This is a genomic window from Acinetobacter sp. 243_ASPC, assembly GCF_001054715.1.
In the GTDB taxonomy this organism is placed as follows: Bacteria; Pseudomonadota; Gammaproteobacteria; order Pseudomonadales; family Moraxellaceae; genus Acinetobacter; species Acinetobacter soli.
Window position 1 is genome coordinate 24998 of the sequence record NZ_JVOR01000012.1, and the last position, 19438, is coordinate 44435.

General features: G+C 45.2%; 19 protein-coding genes. 11 read left to right on the top strand and 8 right to left on the bottom strand.

Translation table 11 applies throughout. The annotated features are described in order from the left end of the window. Nucleotides 1-134: 134 nt before the first annotated feature. From ADA42_RS01660 to ADA42_RS01680, 5 genes are all read left to right on the top strand, one after another. Nucleotides 135-893, top strand: coding sequence for a hypothetical protein (locus tag ADA42_RS01660; protein WP_227265873.1), 759 nt, complete (start codon nt 135-137; stop codon nt 891-893). Beyond that, complete coding sequence (locus ADA42_RS01665) at nt 890-2494, top strand: GH3 family domain-containing protein (protein WP_048763252.1); 1605 nt, start codon at nt 890-892, stop codon at nt 2492-2494. Before ADA42_RS01660 ends, ADA42_RS01665 begins: the two co-directional genes overlap by 4 nt. Nucleotides 2495-2515: 21 nt before the next feature. Continuing rightward, a complete protein-coding gene (locus tag ADA42_RS01670; RefSeq protein WP_048763254.1) occupies nt 2516-3817 on the top strand; it encodes a TolC family protein in 1302 nt (433 codons plus the stop codon). 13 nt (nt 3818-3830) lie between these two features. Then, on the top strand, nt 3831-4994 hold the full coding sequence (locus tag ADA42_RS01675; protein WP_048763255.1) for a hypothetical protein: 1164 nt from the start codon (nt 3831-3833) through the stop codon (nt 4992-4994). Between the two features lie 173 nt (nt 4995-5167). After that, nucleotides 5168-5863, top strand: a complete 696-nt coding sequence (locus ADA42_RS01680; RefSeq protein ID WP_048763281.1) for a DsbC family protein — start codon at nt 5168-5170, stop codon at nt 5861-5863. Nucleotides 5864-5896: 33 nt separating this feature from the next. Here the strand turns inward: ADA42_RS01680 and ADA42_RS01685 are convergent, their stop codons facing one another. The 3 genes from ADA42_RS01685 to guaD form a co-directional block, all read right to left on the bottom strand. Further along, nucleotides 5897-6154, bottom strand: a complete 258-nt coding sequence (locus ADA42_RS01685; protein WP_004933462.1) for a GlsB/YeaQ/YmgE family stress response membrane protein — start codon at nt 6152-6154, stop codon at nt 5897-5899. A 158-nt stretch (nt 6155-6312) separates the two neighbouring features. Further along, a complete protein-coding gene (gene hpt / locus ADA42_RS01690) occupies nt 6313-6840 on the bottom strand; it encodes a hypoxanthine phosphoribosyltransferase (RefSeq protein ID WP_004933458.1) in 528 nt (175 codons plus the stop codon). Between the two features lie 209 nt (nt 6841-7049). Continuing rightward, complete coding sequence (gene guaD / locus ADA42_RS01695) at nt 7050-8375, bottom strand: guanine deaminase (protein ID WP_048763258.1); 1326 nt, start codon at nt 8373-8375, stop codon at nt 7050-7052. A 295-nt stretch (nt 8376-8670) separates the two neighbouring features. Between guaD and ADA42_RS01700 the strand changes: the two genes are divergently transcribed. After that, on the top strand, nt 8671-9063 hold the full coding sequence (locus tag ADA42_RS01700; RefSeq protein WP_048763259.1) for a DoxX-like family protein: 393 nt from the start codon (nt 8671-8673) through the stop codon (nt 9061-9063). 56 nt (nt 9064-9119) lie between these two features. Here ADA42_RS01700 and ADA42_RS01705 read toward each other — a convergent pair whose 3' ends face one another. The 3 genes from ADA42_RS01705 to mpl form a co-directional block, all read right to left on the bottom strand. Further along, nucleotides 9120-10085 (bottom strand): TerC family protein, encoded by a 966-nt coding sequence (locus ADA42_RS01705; protein ID WP_004933450.1) that lies wholly within the window; start codon nt 10083-10085, stop codon nt 9120-9122. 295 nt (nt 10086-10380) lie between these two features. After that, complete coding sequence (locus ADA42_RS01710; protein WP_048763261.1) at nt 10381-10977, bottom strand: undecaprenyl-diphosphatase; 597 nt, start codon at nt 10975-10977, stop codon at nt 10381-10383. A 168-nt stretch (nt 10978-11145) separates the two neighbouring features. Further along, nucleotides 11146-12507, bottom strand: a complete 1362-nt coding sequence (gene mpl, locus ADA42_RS01715) for a UDP-N-acetylmuramate:L-alanyl-gamma-D-glutamyl-meso-diaminopimelate ligase (protein WP_004933445.1) — start codon at nt 12505-12507, stop codon at nt 11146-11148. Nucleotides 12508-12705: 198 nt separating this feature from the next. Between mpl and ADA42_RS01720 the strand changes: the two genes are divergently transcribed. The 5 genes from ADA42_RS01720 to ADA42_RS01740 all read left to right on the top strand — a co-directional run bounded on the left by ADA42_RS01720 (nt 12706) and on the right by ADA42_RS01740 (nt 17506). After that, nucleotides 12706-13287: a hypothetical protein gene (locus ADA42_RS01720; RefSeq protein WP_228137586.1), complete on the top strand. Its 582-nt coding sequence runs from the start codon at nt 12706-12708 to the stop codon at nt 13285-13287. Between the two features lie 59 nt (nt 13288-13346). Further along, entirely contained in the window at nt 13347-13691 is a 345-nt protein-coding gene (locus tag ADA42_RS01725) for a DMT family protein (protein ID WP_004933440.1), read from the top strand. A gap of 350 nt (nt 13692-14041) precedes the next feature. Beyond that, on the top strand, nt 14042-14557 hold the full coding sequence (gene purE, locus ADA42_RS01730) for a 5-(carboxyamino)imidazole ribonucleotide mutase (RefSeq protein WP_004933436.1): 516 nt from the start codon (nt 14042-14044) through the stop codon (nt 14555-14557). A 10-nt stretch (nt 14558-14567) separates the two neighbouring features. Further along, complete coding sequence (locus ADA42_RS01735; protein WP_048763266.1) at nt 14568-15692, top strand: 5-(carboxyamino)imidazole ribonucleotide synthase; 1125 nt, start codon at nt 14568-14570, stop codon at nt 15690-15692. Nucleotides 15693-16207: 515 nt separating this feature from the next. Then, nucleotides 16208-17506, top strand: coding sequence for a lytic murein transglycosylase (locus ADA42_RS01740; protein WP_394661147.1), 1299 nt, complete (start codon nt 16208-16210; stop codon nt 17504-17506). A 55-nt stretch (nt 17507-17561) separates the two neighbouring features. Here ADA42_RS01740 and ADA42_RS01745 read toward each other — a convergent pair whose 3' ends face one another. Next, the gene (locus tag ADA42_RS01745; RefSeq protein ID WP_076033279.1) at nt 17562-17966 is read right to left on the bottom strand and encodes a hypothetical protein; all 405 of its coding nucleotides are present in this window, start codon (nt 17964-17966) and stop codon (nt 17562-17564) included. A 184-nt stretch (nt 17967-18150) separates the two neighbouring features. Further along, nucleotides 18151-19371 (bottom strand): lactonase family protein, encoded by a 1221-nt coding sequence (locus ADA42_RS01750; protein WP_048763269.1) that lies wholly within the window; start codon nt 19369-19371, stop codon nt 18151-18153. Nucleotides 19372-19438 lie beyond the last annotated feature (67 nt).

The window sequence follows — 19438 nt, forward strand, 5'->3', positions numbered from 1 at the left end:
GGATGCCAGTTTAAACAAGAAATGTTTATTCATTATCAAAAATAATAGGGGTCAGTTTGATGTCATCTATCGAATTAACACAAGCCACCGAGGTGGTGAGCACAAAATCTAAAGCAAAACCACGCGGGCGTTACATGAAGCGTGAAGATATCTCTTCAGAATATCTAGACCAGATGTATGAAATTTATTCAGAGTATTATGCCAATACGCGTAAGTCGATCTTTTTGGAGGATTTTAAAAAGAAACACGGCGCTATACTGATTTTGCACCCGAAGCGCAATGAAGTTGTGGGTTTTTCAACAGTAGCGCTCCATCAATTTACCCTCAACAATAAAAACTATACCTTCTTGTTTAGCGGCGATACCGTGATTCAAAAAGAATTCTGGGGCTGCCGCACCCTGCAAACCACCATGATGAAGCTGTTGATCAAACTGCGCTTTCGCTTTCCGTTTGATGAGCTGTATTGGCTCCTGATTTCGAAGGGCTACAAAACCTATCTACTTTTGGCCAATAACTATTTTGTTTACTACCCGCACCATGAGGGTAAGCACGCGCACCTGAAACCGATTGTCGAGCATTACTGCAAAACCTATTTTAATGAGTATTTTGATCACGACAGTGGTTTACTCAACTTTGGTAGTGACTATCAGCCCCTTAAAGCCGATGTTGCGCCAATTACGCAGCAGATGCGTCAGGATAATCCTAAAATCTCGTTTTTCGAGCGTGAAAATCCGACTTGGGTTCAGGGCACAGAATTACCATGTATTGGCCGTCTGGCATGGCAGGATGTACTTCGCTTTCCACTACGTATGCTGACCAAACCGGCCAGCAAGGGCAAACAAAGCAGCAAATCACGCCCATCCTACAATACCCCAGAAGGGGCATCTTCATGATGAAGTCCATGGCAATCACGCCGCTCTCGCATCAAGTGCTCAAGCTGTTCTGTCGTCAGACCGATCAGCGTTTTCAAAAGCAAAAAAATGCGCTTGAACAGGTGCAGCGTGAAAAACTTGAAAAGATTTTACAGATGTCTACACTCGCCCAGCAGGCGGGTGTGACCGACTATGAAAGCTTTAAAACACGTTTTCCGGTCACGCGCTATGCGCAGTGGCGTGACCAGATCACGGCCTGTCGAAGCACTAAAACTACGTTGTCGAGTAGCAAGTTGGTGCGTTATCAGCCGACCAGCGGATCGAGTGAGCAGATTAAGTTTATCCCTTACACACAGGCATTTTTAGATGAACTCGATGCCGCAATTGCACCGTGGCTGTCGAGCATGTACCGTAAATGCAATCAACTCGATCGCGGCACGCATTACTGGTCGGTATCATGGTTACCCGAAAGCCAGCGTGAAGTACTCAAAGATGAAAATCTCAATGACGACAGTGCATTGCTTGGTTTAGGAAAACGCATTTTATCGAAATTTACCCAAGCCGTACCGAGTGATGTCTCCTTTGCTGCCCAAGCCGATGATGCACTGTTTGCGACTTTATGCTATTTGGTGGCAGATGCAGATCTGGCCATGATGTCGGTGTGGAGTCCCACCTTTGCGCTGCAATTGCTTGAAAAATTAAACGAGCAAGCCGAAGAGATTGTTCAGGTCTTACGAAGCGGAACGTGGCAGCAGCGTGCAGCTTCATTGCGTCAAGTCAAAGCACCGCACCAACCGCAGCGAGCGCTGTTGCTGGCTCGTCTGATGCAACAGTCACCACTGGATTATCAGCAGTTGTGGCCAAAACTGAGTCTGGTGTCGAGTTGGGATACCGCAGGCTCAAAACAATGGGCAGCCAGCTTACATGCAGCACTGCCGTTTGCGCAGTTTGAAGGGAAAGGATTGTGGGCCACTGAAGGCGTGGTGACGATTCCCTACGACGATTGCTATCCTTTGGCCTATCACAGTCATTTTTATGAGTTTGAATACTTAAGTGGGCCGCGTCAGGGCGAAATCGTTGCTTCATGGGAACTGCAATTGAATGATTATGTCAGTCCAGTCCTCACGTCGGGTAATGGTTTATTACGTTACTGTCTCGACGACAGCCTGCGTGTGACCGGTTTTTTTGGTCAAGTGCCTTGTTTTGAGTTTCAGGGACGCCGTTTTGGTGTCGATCTGGTGGGGGAAAAGCTCTCTCCAGATGTCGCTCACAGCTTGATTACGCAGCTTAAACAGCAACAGATACAGGCCGTTTCTCTGTTTGCGGTAGATACCCAGCAACAGGCCAAACCGTTTTATTGTGTTTTGGTAGAGGGTGAGACGAGCCAGCAGGTGTGTGTCCAGCAGATCGATCAGGCGCTTCGTCAGCACTTTCACTATGAGCTGGCACGTGACTTGGGGCAGCTCGATCAGCCACGCGTCTGTTATGTCGACAATGGCTGGGAAGGTTATAAGCACGTGGTCATGCGAGAAGGAATGATCGAGGGCAACATCAAGCCCGAACCGTTAAAAAAAGTCACTTTATCGAGCCTTGAACACATGTTATGTGCCGAGCCTGTCTAGCGGGATGTTGTGGAATCTGTCATGAAACAATTACATTGGTTAGGTTTGCTGGGAGTATTGATTGCGCCGAATGTCTGGTGTATGACCCTGCAAGATGCCGTGCAAAGTGCGCTGAGCTATGAGCCACAATTGAAAATTAGTGATTTAAGAGTGGGACGTGCCGAAGCCGAATTACAACAGGCCGAGCGTCGTTATGGGCTTAATGTCAGTGTAGAAGGACGTTTAGGCGTAGGACAAGTCGATAATCCACCCAATTACAGCCCGTTATTTTCAATTGATGAAAGTTTTCGGCGCACCCGTAGCCTGATGCTGAAATTTGATTATCCCCTCTACACGGCGGGACGTGAACGCCTCGGAATCGAGCTGGCCAAAACGCAAATAGCTGCGCAGTCACAGGCCTTGAGTGCACAGCAATCGACTACGGTTTTACAAACCGTGCAGGCCTACAGCGAGGTACTCAAGCAAGAGGCGATCCGTACCCTCAAGCTGAATGTGCAAAGTACGCTGCAACGTTCGTTCAGTGATGCACAAAAGCGCTTGAATGCGGGGGTGATCACGCGTGCCGATCTGGCCAAGATCGAGGCGCAGTTGGCACAGGCACAGGCCGATACCATGCGTAGCGAGGCGCAGCTCAAGATCAGTCAAACCCGGTTTTATCAACTGACAGGTCAAGCTGCAGATCACTTAGAAACACCCATTGAATTACCGCCAATTCCTGGCTCAATTGACGATATTGTCTATTCGATAGAACAGCACCCAGCATTGCAACAAGCCCGCTTAGATGCGCAATCTGCGCAAAAACAATATCGTTTAAGCAAATTGGAACTTAAACCGTCGATTGGCCTGACGGGGCGAGCGGGAATGCAATATGAAGAAAAAGATGGTGAAAGTAAGGGCTATATGGTGGGATTGCAGTTTAATGTTCCGCTTTATGACAGTGGCTTAAACAAGGCCAATCGACAAAAAGCTACCGTGGATGTCGCGCTGGCCAGCCAAAAAATGAATGCGCTGCAACAGTCGCTTCAGCAGCAGGCACAAACCACATATTTACAATTACAGGCCGTACGACAAAACAAGCGTGCACTCGATCAAGCCATTCAGTCGGCCACGATTGCGTTACAGTTCACCAAACGGGAGCTGGAATTTGGCACCAAAACCAGTAGCGATGTACTCAATGCCGAACAAAGCCTACTCGATGTCAAAACGCAAAAAATCCTCAATCAGCAAGATGAGCTTGTTTTAACGTATCAATTATTGGATCAGATGGGACGCCTCTCCAGCGTGTTTACAGTCGCATCGAATGATGCTCCCCCGATGCCATAAGGACTAAAAATTCATGAACAGTGCCGAGCAAATCGTAATCAAAAAGCCGCAAGGAATTGAAGTCCGTCATGTGGCGACAAGTGATGATCAAGAACTACGAAAACTGGTCAGTCTGCCGATGACCACGCGGGGGCTGACACTCAGTTTTCAGCGCGAACCGAGTTATTTTAAAGCCAGTCAAGTGATTTATACCCAAATTGACAGTACCGTAGCGCAGGATCACAGTACTGGTTGCTTGGTCGGGTGTTACAACATTGGTCTGCGGCCCTGTTATGTTAATGGCACCGTAATGCCATTTCGCTACGGGGGCGATTTGCGTCTTTCACCGCAAGTGCGTGGTAAAGCCGTGTTGAAGCAGATGACACCGCATTTTAAAACCAGTTTAAAAGATCCCGATTTTTGTCAGATGATTATTTTTGATGACAATATTGCCGCGCGCCGTGCCATACAAAGTGGACGGCTAGGCTTTCAGTATTTTGATGAAGGACTCATTGAAACCCTAACCCTGACGGGCTTTAAACACGCACAGTTTCCTAAAACGCTGCTGCATGCCAAGCAATCGATCGATTTGTCAAAGCTCAAGCGCTGCGTCGCTACAGCGGCCCATATCGAGCAAATGAATGCATTTATCCAGCAGATGGCAGCGTACTATAACTTTATTCCAGCCTATGACTTTGCACAGCTATTGCACAACGATCCGTATTTTCAGGGCTTAACTTTAGATGATTTTCAGCTTTACTTTGAGCAGGATCGTTTGATAGGAATGTTTGGTTTATGGAACCAAAGTGGATTTAAACAAAGTAAGGTGCTCGATTATAGTAAAAAAATTCAGACCTTCCGCCCGCTTTACAATGTGTGGGCCAAACTCAATGGCCGTATTCAACTGCCAAAAAAAGGACAATCGTTTAAGTATCATATTTTGCATTCACTGCTGTGTGAACCTGAACAACTCGCGCTACACGACACCATGTTGCGTGATGCCTTCAAGTTATCTAAACAACGGGGAATCGACGCGATTACCTTTACTTTATCGCATAAAGACCCAAGACAGCGGCTCAACGCCTACTATAAAGGCGATGTGTTGGTAGGCATGCATGGCTTTTTAACCTTCGAGCAGGATCCTCGGGCGCAGTTTGATGCAGTTCGGATTCCTTTTTTAGAAGCAGGACGCATTTAACGACGACAGCAGTCTTTCGGGGCTGCTTTTTCCAACATAACGAGGCTTAAATCTCATTTCGATGATGAGTCACGTGTTCCACGTGGAACCTCATCTGCTTCACTATAAAATACAACATACTTTTTTAGCGATTCGACTACACTGCACTTTTTTGAGCAATGAAGGGCGTGGCGATGAAAGTTCGTGTAATAATGGCATTGTTGGCGGCGATGACGGGTGTGGCACATGCCAATCTGCAAAACGTACAACAGCATCTGCAAACTCAATACCCCAAGCTCAAAATTGAAAATCTAGAAAAAACGGCGATGAATGGCCTTTATAGCGGAACCTTGGACAATCAGGTGGTGTATATCGGCGAAGACGCAGAACATATATTTGTGGGTTCAATGATTCGCCTGAAAGACCAGCGCAATCTGACCAAGGATCTGGTGATGCAAAATAATCGCATTCGCTGGAGTGATCTGCCCTTGCAGGATGCGATTAAAACCGTAAAAGGTAATGGTAAACGCCAGATCGCGGTATTTTCAGATCCAAATTGCCCTTATTGCAAACAGCTTGAGCAAAACTTGAGTCAGCTCAACAATGTGACCATTTATACTTTTCTTTATCCGCTCAAAACGCAATCTGTTACACCATCAAAACAGGTTTGGTGCTCAGCAAATCGCAGCTATGCATGGAAGAATTTAATTTCGAACAATGTCGCACCACAGGCCAACGCAAACTGTACTACGCCTGTAGAACGTAATCTGGCGCTGGGCGAACGCTTGAAGATTCAGGGCACGCCGACCTTGTTTTTTGCCAACGGACTAAAAGTGACTGGCGCACAAAGTGCAGCGCAGATTGAACAGGTGCTCAGCGAGATCAAGTGAGGCAAGATGTTGCCTCACCTTGAGTCTAACCGTTTAGGCGTTACTTCGTTTGGTAATCAGGTTGTAAATAAACAAGATCACGATTGCTCCAATCACAGAGGCAATAAAGCCTGCACTGGAGTTATTGCTGTATAGCCCGAGTAGTCGGCCGCCATAAGTTGCCAGTAAAGAGCCAGCAATACCGAGTAATGTTGTCACGATGAATCCGGCTTTATCGTCACCGGGATGAATCGCGCGTGCAATCAGGCCTGCGATGAAACCCACGACAATTGCCACAATTAATGACCACATGGATGTTCTCCTTGTTTCTCATTTTTTTGGTTTTACATGATGTTGTTTGATTATGATGAAATGAAACCGATCAAAGTGACAGAGAAACTCAGATACATCCTGTAGGTGTTTTGTGCAGAGTGTAAACAAAAAAAAATGGTGCGATTGCACCATTTTTCTTAAAGACCGATTTCGCCAATAAACGGCAAATGACGGTATTTTTGATCGTAATCGAGTCCGTAGCCCACAATAAAACGATCTTCAACTTCAAAGCCTAAGAATTTGACTTCAAGCTCGATTTCACGGCGTGAAGGTTTGCTCACCAGCGTACACAGCTCAATAGAATTCGGTTCACGCGTTTGCAAGATTTCCAAAACCTTGCTCAAGGTATTGCCAGAGTCAATAATATCCTCAACCACCAGAACATCTTTGCCACGAATTTCGCCGTCTAAATCTTTTAAGATTCTGACATCTCGGCTCGATACCGTGCTGGCACCATAGCTTGAAACCGTCATGAAATCGAGTTCATGTGGTTTTGCAATCGCACGACATAAGTCGGCCATAAAAATAAATGAACCACGCAACAGGCCAATTAGGACCAGATCTTTGTTGCTGTTGGCATAGTGAGCATTAATTTGTTCACCGAGCTGCTTTACTTTGGCTTGAATCTCTTCGGCAGAGATCATTACGCTCATTTCGACGGTCATGTGCAGAAACCTAAAACATCAGAAAGTTTTCAAATAAAAAAGGTGTTGACCAGCAACACCTCAAAATCATAAATCGATGACCAAAGTTTAAAGCAAAAAAGCCTGCGATGCATCATTTGTTGTGTATACATCATGCGTCAGGCTGAACTGACTGGTCCGATTTGAGTAAACATGCACAGCCCAGTAAGAGCACAGTCCAACGGACGAGATTAGTTCGACGCCGCTTTTTGATAGACTTTTTGTCCGTACACGTAGGTCGATTCGACATTACGATCGTCTCCCATGGTAAAGAGTGCAAACAAGGCATCTTCAAGCGATTTGGCTCTCGACTGACGCAGCGCCTGCAAAGCGGTGGCTTTCAAATCGAGCACCACAAAATCGGCTTCTTTGCCCAGTGCAAAATTGCCCAGTTTATCGTCTAGATCAAGCGCTTTGGCACCACCAAGTGTGGCATGATAAAACGATTCATAGGCAGAAAGTTTATCGCCCTGAAGCTGTTGGACTTTGTAGGCTTCGTTGACGGTTTGTAACAGACTAAACGATGTACCTGCACCGATGTCTGTGCCTAAACCGACTTTAACCTGTTTATCCCATGTTTTTTTCAGTGGAAACAGCCCACTACCTAAAAACAGATTCGACGTCGGACAAAACGCAATTGCTGAGTCGGTCTGGTGCATGCAGTCCCATTCGTGCTCTTCAAGATGAACACAATGTGCAAATACCGAACGTTTTCCGGTGAGGCCGTAGTGCTGATAGACATCTAAATAGCCCGTCTGCTCGGGAAATAAATCTTTCACCCACGCAATTTCGTCTTTATTTTCGCTCAAGTGCGTATGCACATAGACATCAGGAAATTCTTGTTTAAGCTGTCCTGCCCGTGCCAGTTGTTCTGGCGTAGACGTCGGAGCAAAACGCGGCGTAATCGCATAGAGCGCACGCCCCTTCCCGTGCCATTTTTCAATCAGCGCCTTAGATTCATTGTAGGCACGCTCTGCGGTATCGCAGAGCCCGTCTGGGGCATGACGATCCATCAATACCTTACCAGCCACCACCCGCATCTGGCGCGCTTGTGCCGCTTCAAATAACGCGTCTACCGATTCAGGATGTACGGTACAAAATACCAAGGCCGTTGTGGTGCCGTTTTTAAGTAATTCATCGAGAAAAAACTCGGCAATTTCTTTGGCATAGGCCGCATCTTTAAATTGTAGTTCGGTTGGAAAGGTGTAAGTATTGAGCCAGCTCAGGAGCTGTTCGCCATAGGCACCGACCATTTCGGTTTGCGGGTAATGAATATGAGTATCAATCATGCCCGGAATAATTAATTGCTCGTGGTAATGGGTAATCTCTACATGGGCAGGCAAGTGGTCTTTTAAATTTGCCCAGTGATCAAAGGCCACAATCTTACCCTGCTCGATCAGCATCACGCCATCTTCAAGATAGCGTACGTGCTCTGCAATTTGATCGGCTTGATTAACGAGAGACTGGATATCCAAAAAGCGACCACGAATGATGGCTTGCGGAGCAGAAAATGACATACTGAACCCTACAACGTGTAATTTTTTCGGTTGATTGTAACGTATTTCATCTACCTTGGCGGCACTATATGTTGATGCGCAACATGATTATTCAAAAATACAGATAAAAAGAAAGGGCCTGAGCAAGCCCTAAAAAATGCAAGGTTTTTATTTTTTATAGCTGCAAATTTCTTGCCAAGAAAGGCACTTGGTAATGTGCACAGATAAATGATTGATCCTTTACAGGTTTGCGGGCTGTGGATGTAGAATATGTGAGCGTATTTATTCCTTTAAGGACGCTCAGAGATGAATACACGTGCACAATGATCCAATTTGTAAAACCATTAATCGCCTACTTGCCTTTTTTTGGTGCTATCAGGGGATGGTACCGAAATTGATATGGCAGCATCCCGACGAGCTCAAAATCTGGCAGGTTTTAGGTTTTTCTGAGGTATGGGCACTACGTGCTGTCTATGCTTCAGGTGTGGCTGAGGTAATCTTTGGCTTGTTGTTTTTGTTCTATGCCAGCAAGGTCCTGCATTACTTTAATTTGCTGGGTTTGCTGTTTCTGTTGCTGCTCGTAATGTTGTTACTGCCCTCCACTTTGGTTCAGGCCTTTAATCCAGTGATTATGAATCTGGCCATGATGGGGCTTTCATGGGTGTATGTGCGCTATGTGGCATCTTTAAGGCACTCGCAAAAGCGTTAATGCTATAAAAAAATGCCTTTGAACAAGTCAAAGGCATTTTTATGTGGTGCTTTAGCTTAAGAGTCAGACAACTCTTGTTTCTTGTTGTGACGCATCGAAAGCCACGCCGTGATTCCCAATACAATCACAATAAAACTGAGCGAGATCCAGATTGGCATGTGGAACACATCCAGCATGAGCATTTTGAAACCGATGAACAGCAAGATGATGCCCAGACCATACGGTAAATAGTGCATTTTAGATGCCGCACCTGCCAGCAAGAAGAACATGGCACGCAAGCCTAAAATCGCCATCAAGTTTGCGGTTAAAACAATAAACGGATCGGTGGTCACGGCAAAGATTGCAGGAATTGAATCGACTGCAAAAATCACATCGGAAAATTCAACCAGAATCAGCACAATAAATAACGGTGTTGCCCAGAGCACACCTTGTTCACGGATAAAGAAACGATCGCCATGGAAGTTCTGGGTAATTCGCATATGCTTGCGTAACCATTTCAGTACCTTCATATCTTCGATGTTTTGTTCTTCTTCGCCCTGACCTTTAAGGAACTTAAAGCCGGTATACACCAGGAAAGCACCAAAGATGTACAGCACCCAAGAAAACTCTTGAACGAACCAAGCACCAATAAAAATAAAGATACTACGTAAAATAATGGCGCCCAGTACACCGTAAAGCAGAATTTTACGCTGCAGTCCTGCTGGCACAGCAAAGGCCGCAAAAATCATTAGCCAGACAAAGACATTATCAATTGCTAAGGATTTTTCAAGCAGATAACCTGCCAGATATTCCATGGTCTTCTGATTAGCGATCGCCAGTGTTGCCGTTTGTTGTAGATAGAGCCAGAGTCCGCCTGCAAACAAGAGTGCAACCGTGACCCATGCAATACTCCAAGTCAGTGCTTGCTTGAGCGGTACTTCGTCTGCTTTTTTTTGTTTGAAGCCTAAAAAGTCAATCAATAACATCACAAACACGATGCCAAAGAAGACCAGATACAGCCATGGATTGCCGATAGAGTCCATTTTTTTCTCCCTATCCGGCAAGCAGTCATAAAAAAACCTCGACCAGCTGCCAGATAACATAATAATCTGAAACAACATGATCAAGGTCTTGCCTACACAGAATAAGTATTCTGTGCTCAGATACCGACTTTTTTCAAAGTGTATTGACGATATCTGACGCGTTTGAGTCATGCTCGAAACGCTTGGAGGAGGCTACTCCCCTTGTCAAACTAAATTTTGCCTTGGATGAAAAGCATCCAATTGTTTGCAAAGCATGCCACAGTCACGATCAAAGATCAAGCACCGAGTCACAGCTTTATTTCAACCAGCCACGACGCAGTAGCGGATGAAATAACCATGAATACACGGCAACTGCCATGTGCATAATATGCGTTTGACACAGCGGCCATATATATACGCCAAGGCCATTAATTGCCAACGCCACACCAAAGGCACCGAGCATATCCAGCGGGAAATGTACCCCAATATAAATACGTGACCAAGCCACTGCAAACGCCATGAGCAATAAAATGCCGCCAGCCACTCGGCGCCCAACACTCAAGTACGACAATGCGATGGTACTAAAAATCAGCATGTGATTACTTGGAAAGGAAGCGGTAGCGCTGTGCTCAATCAGGGTATGACCAACACCCAGTATAAAGGGACGCGAATGTGGATAATACAGTGAAATCAAATAACCAACACCGAGTGCAATCGAGGTCAATAAGACTGCTCTTAAGGCACGTTCCTTGTTGGCAAGATCGCCAAAGCACCACAAAAAAACCAGCAGACCTAACACCAGATACAGTAAATCATTGGCAATAAAAATAGCCAGATGAATGATCCACGGCTTCGCTTCGGCCGATGCATTGATCAGGCTAAACAGCTCGAGATTGAGCGTTTCAATAGGCATGTGCCCTCCACTCTCAAATGAAGAAAGCACGCATCATAAAGAAATCAGCACAATCTGAAATTGTAAATCCGCACAGTTTTGTAAGAATTGACTGTTTAAGCAGCAATTGAAGACATGATTCGAGTGAAGGCACAGATGAAGCCCCTTCACTCAAGCAGCGCTGCTGAATTAATCTTGTAAAGCAGAAATTAATTTTTGATGCAGCCCACCGAAACCACCATTCGACATGATGACAACCGCATCACCTTCAGCGGCTTCTGAGCGAATTCGCTGAATAATCTCATCCAGCGAGTGGCTGACTTGTGCAGAATTAACCGCAGCCTCAATCACGGGCTGCAAATCCCAGTCCAAACCTTCTGGTTGATACCAGATGACTTCATCGGCCAGACGTGCAGCATCTGCCAATCCCTCTTTATGACTGCCCATGCGCATGGTATTCGAGCGCGGTTCAATCACTGCCCATAAACGGCGATTACCCAAACGTTGACGTGCACCATCGAGCGTAGTTTCAATTGCAGTGGGGTGATGGGCAAAGTCGTCATACACTTCAATCCCCCGAATGGTTCCCAACAGTTCCATACGACGCTTCACACCGCCAAAAGCAGATAACGCCTCACAGGCCTGTGCAATACTCACTCCGACATGCTGAGCCGCCGCAATAGTTGCAAGTGCATTGGCGACGCTATGCTGACCGGTCATATTCCAGCGAACTTCACCTTGAACCACGCCGTGTTCAAGGACTTTAAAATGACTACCGTCGGCGCTGAGTTGCTCGGCACTGATTTGTGCATCGTTGGCATTTAAGCTGGTACGAACCACAGGCGTCCAGCAGCCCATAGCCAAGACTTCATCAATATTGGTTTCGGTGGTTGGACTAATAATACAGCCTTCACTTGGAATGGTACGTACCAGATGATGAAACTGTTTTTGAATGGCAGCCAGATCATCAAAGATGTCGGCATGGTCAAATTCGAGGTTATTTAAAATCGCTGTTTTAGGGTGATAATGAACAAACTTGGAGCGTTTATCAAAAAAAGCAGAATCGTACTCATCCGCTTCAACACAGAAATATTTTCCGCCGCCCAAACGCGCACTTTCGCTAAAACCCAGCGGAACACCGCCAATCAAAAAGCCGGGATTTAAACCCGCCTGGTCGAGCACCCAGGCCAGCATAGTTGTAGTGGTGGTTTTGCCATGTGTCCCTGCAACGCCCAACACATGTTTGCCTTGCAATACATGATCGGCCAGAAATTGTGGGCCGGAGATATAAGGTAGGCCCTGATTCAGCATGTACTCAATCGCATCGATACCACGTTTCATGGCATTGCCCACAATGACCAGATCAGGGTGTGGTTGTAAGTGGCTTCGGTCGTAACCTTGCATCAATTCGATGCCTGCACGTTCGAGTTGAGTCGACATGGGTGGATAGACGTTGGCATCGGAACCTGTCACTTTATGACCCAGATCGCGGGCCAAAAGCGCCAAAGAACCCATAAATGTGCCACAAATACCCAAAATATGCAGATGCATTACTTGCCTACTCCACTGTCATTGACACATCACTTCATTTGCTCGGTGCTGTTGTCTAAATCGTTAAAATTTGAGTGCAACGATATCAAGGCTGTTTCTGAAAAGATAGTTTTTCTTGTTATCGGCTGAGGTCGTCGCATTCTGGCTAAAAATACGGCATAGTAATGCTTAGCGCGTAAATTTGTAGCAAGCTGAGCAGTGAGTAAAGCATCCATTATACAGACGCAACCCACCCGAATTTTTAGCTTTGAGCGGGTGTATCCTTATTCAGCATTTCAGGTGCTATGGATGTGTGTGCCTGTTTTGCTGGTTTTTGTACTGATCTATGTCTATGTAGTGGGTGCAGGCTTTCATTTAGGGCCTGTCAGTCTCTTATTTCTACTGTATTTCGGGACGGTGGCAGGGTTGGTACGCATGTTTTCAAAGCAGGTTCAGATCTGGTTTGATGCCAGTTGCATGTATGTGCGGTTGGGTCAGGCGCTGCCACAGTGCTATGCCAAAGCCGATATTGTAGGTTTTTATAGTTATGACTATGCCACTCAAGCACCTGCCTTAAAAAGTTCTAAAATTTGCATCCATTTTTATTTGCGAAACGGACAGAAGATTATCCTGAACGATTCGGATTATCGGCGTTCAGTCGATGAATCCTCCCAAATAATCTTCAAGAAATTTCTGCAAACTGCGCAGCGCGAACTTAATTTTTTGCCTGTACGACAGCGCTATAAGCATTACGCCGATGGCATGTATTGGTATAGTGATGCCAGTCGTGATATTGACTGATTTTACTTTTAAGCATTGCCGTGTACGCTAAGCAGGCATCAATCACTTTTGAGCACATTATGGCCCTCTCCTTTCCTTTATTGCTGCTGATTATTTCCAACTGTTTCATGACCTTGGCATGGTACGGACACTTAAAGTTTTTGCACCACGCTCCACTCTGGCAAGCGATTTTATTTGGCTGGGCCATTGCCCTACTCGAATACAGTTTTATGATTCCGGCCACGCGTTATCTAGATCAGCATGGCTGGAGTCTGGGACAAATGAAAATTACCCAAGAAGTGGTGACTTTGCTGGTCTTTACACCGTTTATGCTATTTATGTTTAAACAGCCGTTTAAGATTGACTATTTGTGGGCCATGCTGTGTTTGATGGGCTGTGTGTATTTCGTATTTCGTAGTCAGTAAAGAAAAAATCGAGATCATCAAAAAAGCCCGACATCCTGTCGAGCTTTCTCGTATCTTGGTTCCTAGGTATAACGCCTGTCGTACCTCACATCCTGATGCATGAACGTATCATTGTTGTTTTATGTTCTGGAACGTCCTGTTCCTGATGAATTTAGAATAGGCGATCTGACAGCATCAAAACAGTCGAAAATTTCCTGAAATGCTGTCAGCAAAAGCGTACAAAAGCACCGCAGAATCGATGAAGATTTTTGGAGACGTCGAAAAAAGACGCTATAATGGCGCGCATAATCTTTTTTGTCTTGATGCAAGTCAGGATATCCCGTTTTTCTTATTACTCTCTGGAAGTGCCAATGAACGCGGTCGCAGCGAAAGATGCTCAACCCTTAGTCGGAATTATTATGGGGTCTCAATCGGATTGGGCAACACTGGAACATACTGCCAATATGCTCAAACAGCTTGGCGTACCATTTGAGGCTGAGGTGGTATCAGCACATCGGACACCAGATCGTTTGTTTGAATATGCCGAGACAGCGCGTGATCGCGGGATTCAAGTGATTATTGCCGGTGCAGGCGGCGCGGCGCACCTCCCGGGTATGTGTGCAGCAAAAACCGATTTGCCTGTATTGGGTGTTCCAGTCAAATCATCGATCTTAAACGGTGTCGATTCTTTGCTTTCGATTGTACAAATGCCTGCGGGTATTGCAGTGGGTACTTTGGCGATTGGCCCGGCAGGCGCAACCAATGCAGCGATTATGGCGGCACAGATTTTAGGGCTGACGCGTCCAGAGATTGCGCAAAACGTGGCGGATTTTCGTGCTGCACAAACCGATAAGGTAGCCAGCAATAACATTCCAGGTCAGGCATAACGAGGCGATCATGAATAAAACCATCGGAATTTTTGGTGGTGGACAGCTTGGCCGTATGATGGCACAAGCGGCCCTGCCCCTTAATCTTAAATGTACGTTCTTCGAGTCGAATGCGGATTGTCCAGCAGCAATCCTGGGTCAGGTTTACTCTACCGAGCAAGATCCGAATGCATTACAGGCATTTATTGAAAGTGCAGATGTATTTAGTCTTGAGTTTGAAAATACGCCATTGGCCGATGTAGACCGTCTGAGTCAAAACAAAGCCATTTATCCGCCACGTCAGGCCTTGGCAACTGCGCAGAATCGTTTGCTTGAAAAAGAGCTGTTTCAGCGTCTGGAGATTCCAGTCGCGCCGTTTCGAGCCGTCGATAGCCTTGAATCGCTTCAAACTGCTGTAGCGCAGCTAGGTTTACCGATTGTGCTGAAAACAGCCACTGGCGGTTACGATGGCAAAGGTCAGTTTGTACTGCGTGAAGCGGAGCAAATTGATCAAGCTTGGCAAGAGCTTGGCCCTGCCAAATCATTGATTGCAGAAAGTTTTGTTCAGTTTTCTCGTGAAGTTTCGATTATTGCAGTGCGTGGTCAAGATGGTGAAGTGAAAACTTGGCCGTTGGCAGAAAATCACCATCATCACGGCATTTTGTCGCATTCGATTGTGCCTGCACCTCGCAGTGAAGCCTTACAGCCTGTTGCACAGGATTACATTACGCGTCTGCTGAATCATCTGAATTATGTGGGTGTTCTAACCCTTGAGCTGTTTGTCACCGAACAGGGCTTATTTGCCAACGAAATGGCACCACGTGTTCATAATTCGGGCCACTGGTCGATTGAAGGTGCGGTGTGCTCACAATTTGAAAATCATGTTCGTGCCGTCGCTGGCTTGCCTTTGGGTTCGACCGAGGTGGTTCGCCCGACAGTGATGGTGAATATTATTGGTCAGCATCCAAAATCTGAAGATGTTTTGGCACTAAACGGCGCGCATTTGCACTTGTATAACAAGAGCGAACGTGAAGGCCGTAAATTGGGACACATCACTTTAATGCCGTTGAATCAAAGTGAATTAACGCATTTATGTCGTCAATTGGCGGAAATTTTGCCAGAACCGTTGGCATTAACTCAAGACATAACCATTTAGTTCATTTCAGGTGTATAAATCAAGCGATCAGCAAGCTGGTCGCTTTTTTTTAACTTTTTTTTGGGTAAGATAGCCGGTAGCTATTCAGCCACTGCAATGAATTTAAAATCGTGTTCAAAAACACAATTAGCCGTGATGAATTCCTGCAAATAATCTGTTTTAAATTCAAATTCTGCGCACAATAAAACTTTAAATTTAAAACAATATGAAAACTTTGAATTCAAAGTTTTTCTTTAGATGCGATTTGAATTCAAAACCAATTTAAAGTGACTTATCCACAGCTTGAATGCAATAAAAGCGTGAAAAATTTTTGAATTTAAAATGTCTGGATTTGAATTTAAACTTTTTGAACTGTTTTTGAATTTAAAATGAGTGGTGTGGATAAATTTTTCTATACTTTGAATTTAAAGTGCAGAATATGAATTCAAATTTACGAATTCACGCTTTGATTTCGTTGCCATAGTGCTAAGGTAAGCACAGGATTTGCTTTTTTAAATTTAAAACAGGTGATGATAATAATGCGACGTTTGTCTTTTTTTCTTGGTACGTGTTCATTGCTGGTGGCGCCCGCGCATGCCGAATTAATTTTGAATGAAAAAGTGGTGAATGGCTCAACCACAAATAAACCTGTCATGACCACAGCCGTTACACCACAAAATGATAATTTTCAGCGTTGTCTTGCAAATCTACGCTCACAGGCGATTGCATCGGGTGTTTCTGAATCGACCTACGACCAATACACACAAAATTTGACTCCAGATTACTCAGTCATAGATAAACTTAATTACCAGCCCGAATTTTCAACGCCGATCTGGGATTATCTGTCTGGTTTGGTCGATAACGAACGTGTAGACGCTGGAAAGCAAAAACTTGCACAGTATCGAGATGTGTTGAACCGTGCCTCGCAGGTGTATGGTGTACCTGTTGAAACCATTGTGGCGGTGTGGGGTGTCGAAAGTAATTATGGTGATATTTCCGGTAAATATCCGTTGTTACAGGCACTGGGGACACTCAGCTGTGAAGGGCGTCGACAAAGTTATTTCCGTGGTGAATTTTTTACCACATTACGTATTTTACAGCGCGGCGATCTGCGTTTAGATCAGTTAAAAGGCTCGTGGGCAGGGGCATTTGGCCATACGCAGTTTATGCCATCGACTTATGATCGATTGGCAGTCGATTTTGATGGAGACGGGCGTCGCGATTTGGTTTCAAGTGTGCCAGATGCCTTGGCATCGACAGCCAATTTCTTAAAACAGGCAGGCTGGCAAACGGGGATGCCATGGGGTTTTGAAGTGCAATTACCTGCCGGAATGTCTGTCTCGGGCGAAGGACGTCGTAATAAACGTCCACTGAGCTACTGGTTGGCACAAGGCCTAACACGCGCAGATGGAACGGCTTTAATTCAGGGAAATCTCTCGTCGAATACGCCAGCGGGCTTAATGCTACCTGCAGGTGCGACCGGACCAGCATTTTTGGTCTTTAAAAACTTCGATGCCATTTATAGCTATAACGCCGCAGAAAGTTATGGTCTGGCAATTGCACATTTGTCAGATCGTCTCCAAGGTGCCGGACCTTTTCTAACCGCATGGCCCACAGATGATCCGGGAACCTCACGTGCCGAGCGCCGTGAAATCCAGCAGTTTTTACTTCAGCGTGGCTATGATATCGGGGCGGTAGATGGTTTGATTGGAGATAAAAGTCGTCAGGCGATTCAGCAAGAGCAAACCCGATTGGGCCTAAATCCGACGGGTCGGGCAGGGCAACAAATTTTACGTGCCTTCCGACAAGAGCAAGCAAGACGCATGATGCAATAAAATAAAAAGGGCGATCAGATCGGTATCGCCCTTTTTTATGCTGAGTACTTGGTGGTTAAAGTTCGATTGGAGGTTGATCCAATTTTACTGCTTCTAAAATATCCATAATAACGGTGGTGACATCTTGGCTGAGTTCACGATCATTAAAAATTTCGTAAGCCGTGATGGTGACATCGGTGTCGCTTGGTAGCAGTTTTTGTTCTTCTTCAATCAAGTCTTTAATTGGTAACAGCGTTTGTTTAACTTCAAGATGTAAAATATCCTGATAATCAAGATTTTCATCTTCTAATTCAATAATTTGTTCGTTGAAATACGGCAATAAAATCGAATGTAAAAAGGGTTTGATCTCAATAATATCAAAAATCTCGATATCACGTGTTTGCTCAATTGTGCTGATGTGATCGTTCACTTCAATCAAAATATGATAATAACTCACTGATATCTCCCGACTAACATTCATCTTCAATATTGTTTATACCGTAGCACGGCAAAATTTTAGATACAATCACCGCCTTTTGTGGGATTTTGAATTTTCTCAGACCAGTAAGGAATAAACTGAAAGTTTTTAAACCAGATCAACAGGCTTAATGGCAATCAGTTAATCCATTAACTTGAGTAAACCCAGTGCTGATTGTTAGTTTATATTATTCAAAGAACTTAATATCTGTGGGTGTAGATATCTTGGCGGCATCACCAGCAGGCTTTAGTGTGCCGTGCTTCGGGTCAAAATGAAATAAGCTAATGTTATTGCTAAATACGTTGGCTACATACAGATATCGACCTGTAGTATCGAATGAAAAAGCACGCGGTTCAATGCCATTGGCTTTATAAGACACGGGTTGAGCAAGTAAACCATTCGGTTGAACTTTAAACACCAAAAGAGCGTTATGTGAGCCGCGGTTGGCAGTGACGATGTATTTGCCATCTGGACTGAGAATAATGCCGCTGGCACTCTTAAATTTAGGTGTTGCATGCGCTGTAACCAGTTTATTCTGGGCGACTTTTTTCAGATAACCATCTTGCACCTTGAAGGTCACTATTTCACTCGACATTTCTGCGGTCACGTATGCATGTTGACCATTTGCGGAAAAGACCATATGACGTGGGCCAGAACCGGGAGCAAAGGTCACATCTCGGCGAGGATCTGCCTTGAGCGGCTGGGTTTGATTGGGGTGATATTGAAAGGCGTATACTTTGTCATTGCCCAGATCGGCCGCATACAAATACTGACCATCTGGACTAAACGTCGTCGAGTGGGCATGGCCACTGTCCTGACGACCTTTTACTACGTTTGATCCTTCCGAAAAAACAATATTTTGAATTTTTTCACCCAAATGGCCGTTTGGCAAAATTGGAAAAACAGTCACGCCACCACGATCTTTATCGATTGCTGAATAGTTTGAAACCACCAGAAATTTGTTATCGAGACTGATGGACGCATGCGTCGGGTGTCCACCATGACTATCTACTGTATTGAGCACTTTAACTTGATTGGACTGAACTGAAATGGCAGTCACTTCACCTTTATTTTCTTCGTTGGTGGTGTAAGCAAAACGTCCATCTTTAGATTTTACAATCCAAGAAGGACTTTTCATTTTAAAAACATGTGTTGGCGTTAAGGTACCATCCTCATTCATTTGAAGTTGATACAACCCATCGCTGGCCTGAGCTGGCTTTTGCACCAGCGGCGCATCCGGAATAGATGTCCATGTACCCACCAGCGCAATTTGCTGAGCTGCTACATTGGCGCTCGCACACCATGCAAAGGGCACAACCAAGAGTGACAAGATTGTCGCAGACGGTTTAATCCATTCAATGCGCTGTGTGTTTGAATGGCGAGGTTGAATAAAGAGGCTGTTTTTCATTACTGTTCCTTCAGCAAAGTGTTGTTTCTTCGATAATATCAATATACATAAAAAAAGCGCCCGATAA

What these genes read in the sequence shown, in the direction of transcription:
- ADA42_RS01660 (WP_227265873.1), top strand. Translation starts at nt 135, where the DNA reads ATGAAGCGTGAAGATATCTCTTCAGAATATCTAGACCAGATGTATGAA.
- ADA42_RS01665 (WP_048763252.1), top strand. Translation starts at nt 890, where the DNA reads ATGATGAAGTCCATGGCAATCACGCCGCTCTCGCATCAAGTGCTCAAG.
- ADA42_RS01670 (WP_048763254.1), top strand. Translation starts at nt 2,516, where the DNA reads ATGAAACAATTACATTGGTTAGGTTTGCTGGGAGTATTGATTGCGCCG.
- ADA42_RS01675 (WP_048763255.1), top strand. Translation starts at nt 3,831, where the DNA reads ATGAACAGTGCCGAGCAAATCGTAATCAAAAAGCCGCAAGGAATTGAA.
- ADA42_RS01680 (WP_048763281.1), top strand. Translation starts at nt 5,168, where the DNA reads ATGAAAGTTCGTGTAATAATGGCATTGTTGGCGGCGATGACGGGTGTG.
- ADA42_RS01685 (WP_004933462.1), bottom strand. Translation starts at nt 6,154, where the DNA reads ATGTGGTCATTAATTGTGGCAATTGTCGTGGGTTTCATCGCAGGCCTG.
- hpt (WP_004933458.1), bottom strand. Translation starts at nt 6,840, where the DNA reads ATGACCGTCGAAATGAGCGTAATGATCTCTGCCGAAGAGATTCAAGCC.
- guaD (WP_048763258.1), bottom strand. Translation starts at nt 8,375, where the DNA reads ATGTCATTTTCTGCTCCGCAAGCCATCATTCGTGGTCGCTTTTTGGAT.
- ADA42_RS01705 (WP_004933450.1), bottom strand. Translation starts at nt 10,085, where the DNA reads ATGGACTCTATCGGCAATCCATGGCTGTATCTGGTCTTCTTTGGCATC.
- ADA42_RS01710 (WP_048763261.1), bottom strand. Translation starts at nt 10,977, where the DNA reads ATGCCTATTGAAACGCTCAATCTCGAGCTGTTTAGCCTGATCAATGCA.
- mpl (WP_004933445.1), bottom strand. Translation starts at nt 12,507, where the DNA reads ATGCATCTGCATATTTTGGGTATTTGTGGCACATTTATGGGTTCTTTG.
- ADA42_RS01725 (WP_004933440.1), top strand. Translation starts at nt 13,347, where the DNA reads ATGGCCCTCTCCTTTCCTTTATTGCTGCTGATTATTTCCAACTGTTTC.
- purE (WP_004933436.1), top strand. Translation starts at nt 14,042, where the DNA reads ATGAACGCGGTCGCAGCGAAAGATGCTCAACCCTTAGTCGGAATTATT.
- ADA42_RS01735 (WP_048763266.1), top strand. Translation starts at nt 14,568, where the DNA reads ATGAATAAAACCATCGGAATTTTTGGTGGTGGACAGCTTGGCCGTATG.
- ADA42_RS01745 (WP_076033279.1), bottom strand. Translation starts at nt 17,966, where the DNA reads ATGAATGTTAGTCGGGAGATATCAGTGAGTTATTATCATATTTTGATT.
- ADA42_RS01750 (WP_048763269.1), bottom strand. Translation starts at nt 19,371, where the DNA reads ATGAAAAACAGCCTCTTTATTCAACCTCGCCATTCAAACACACAGCGC.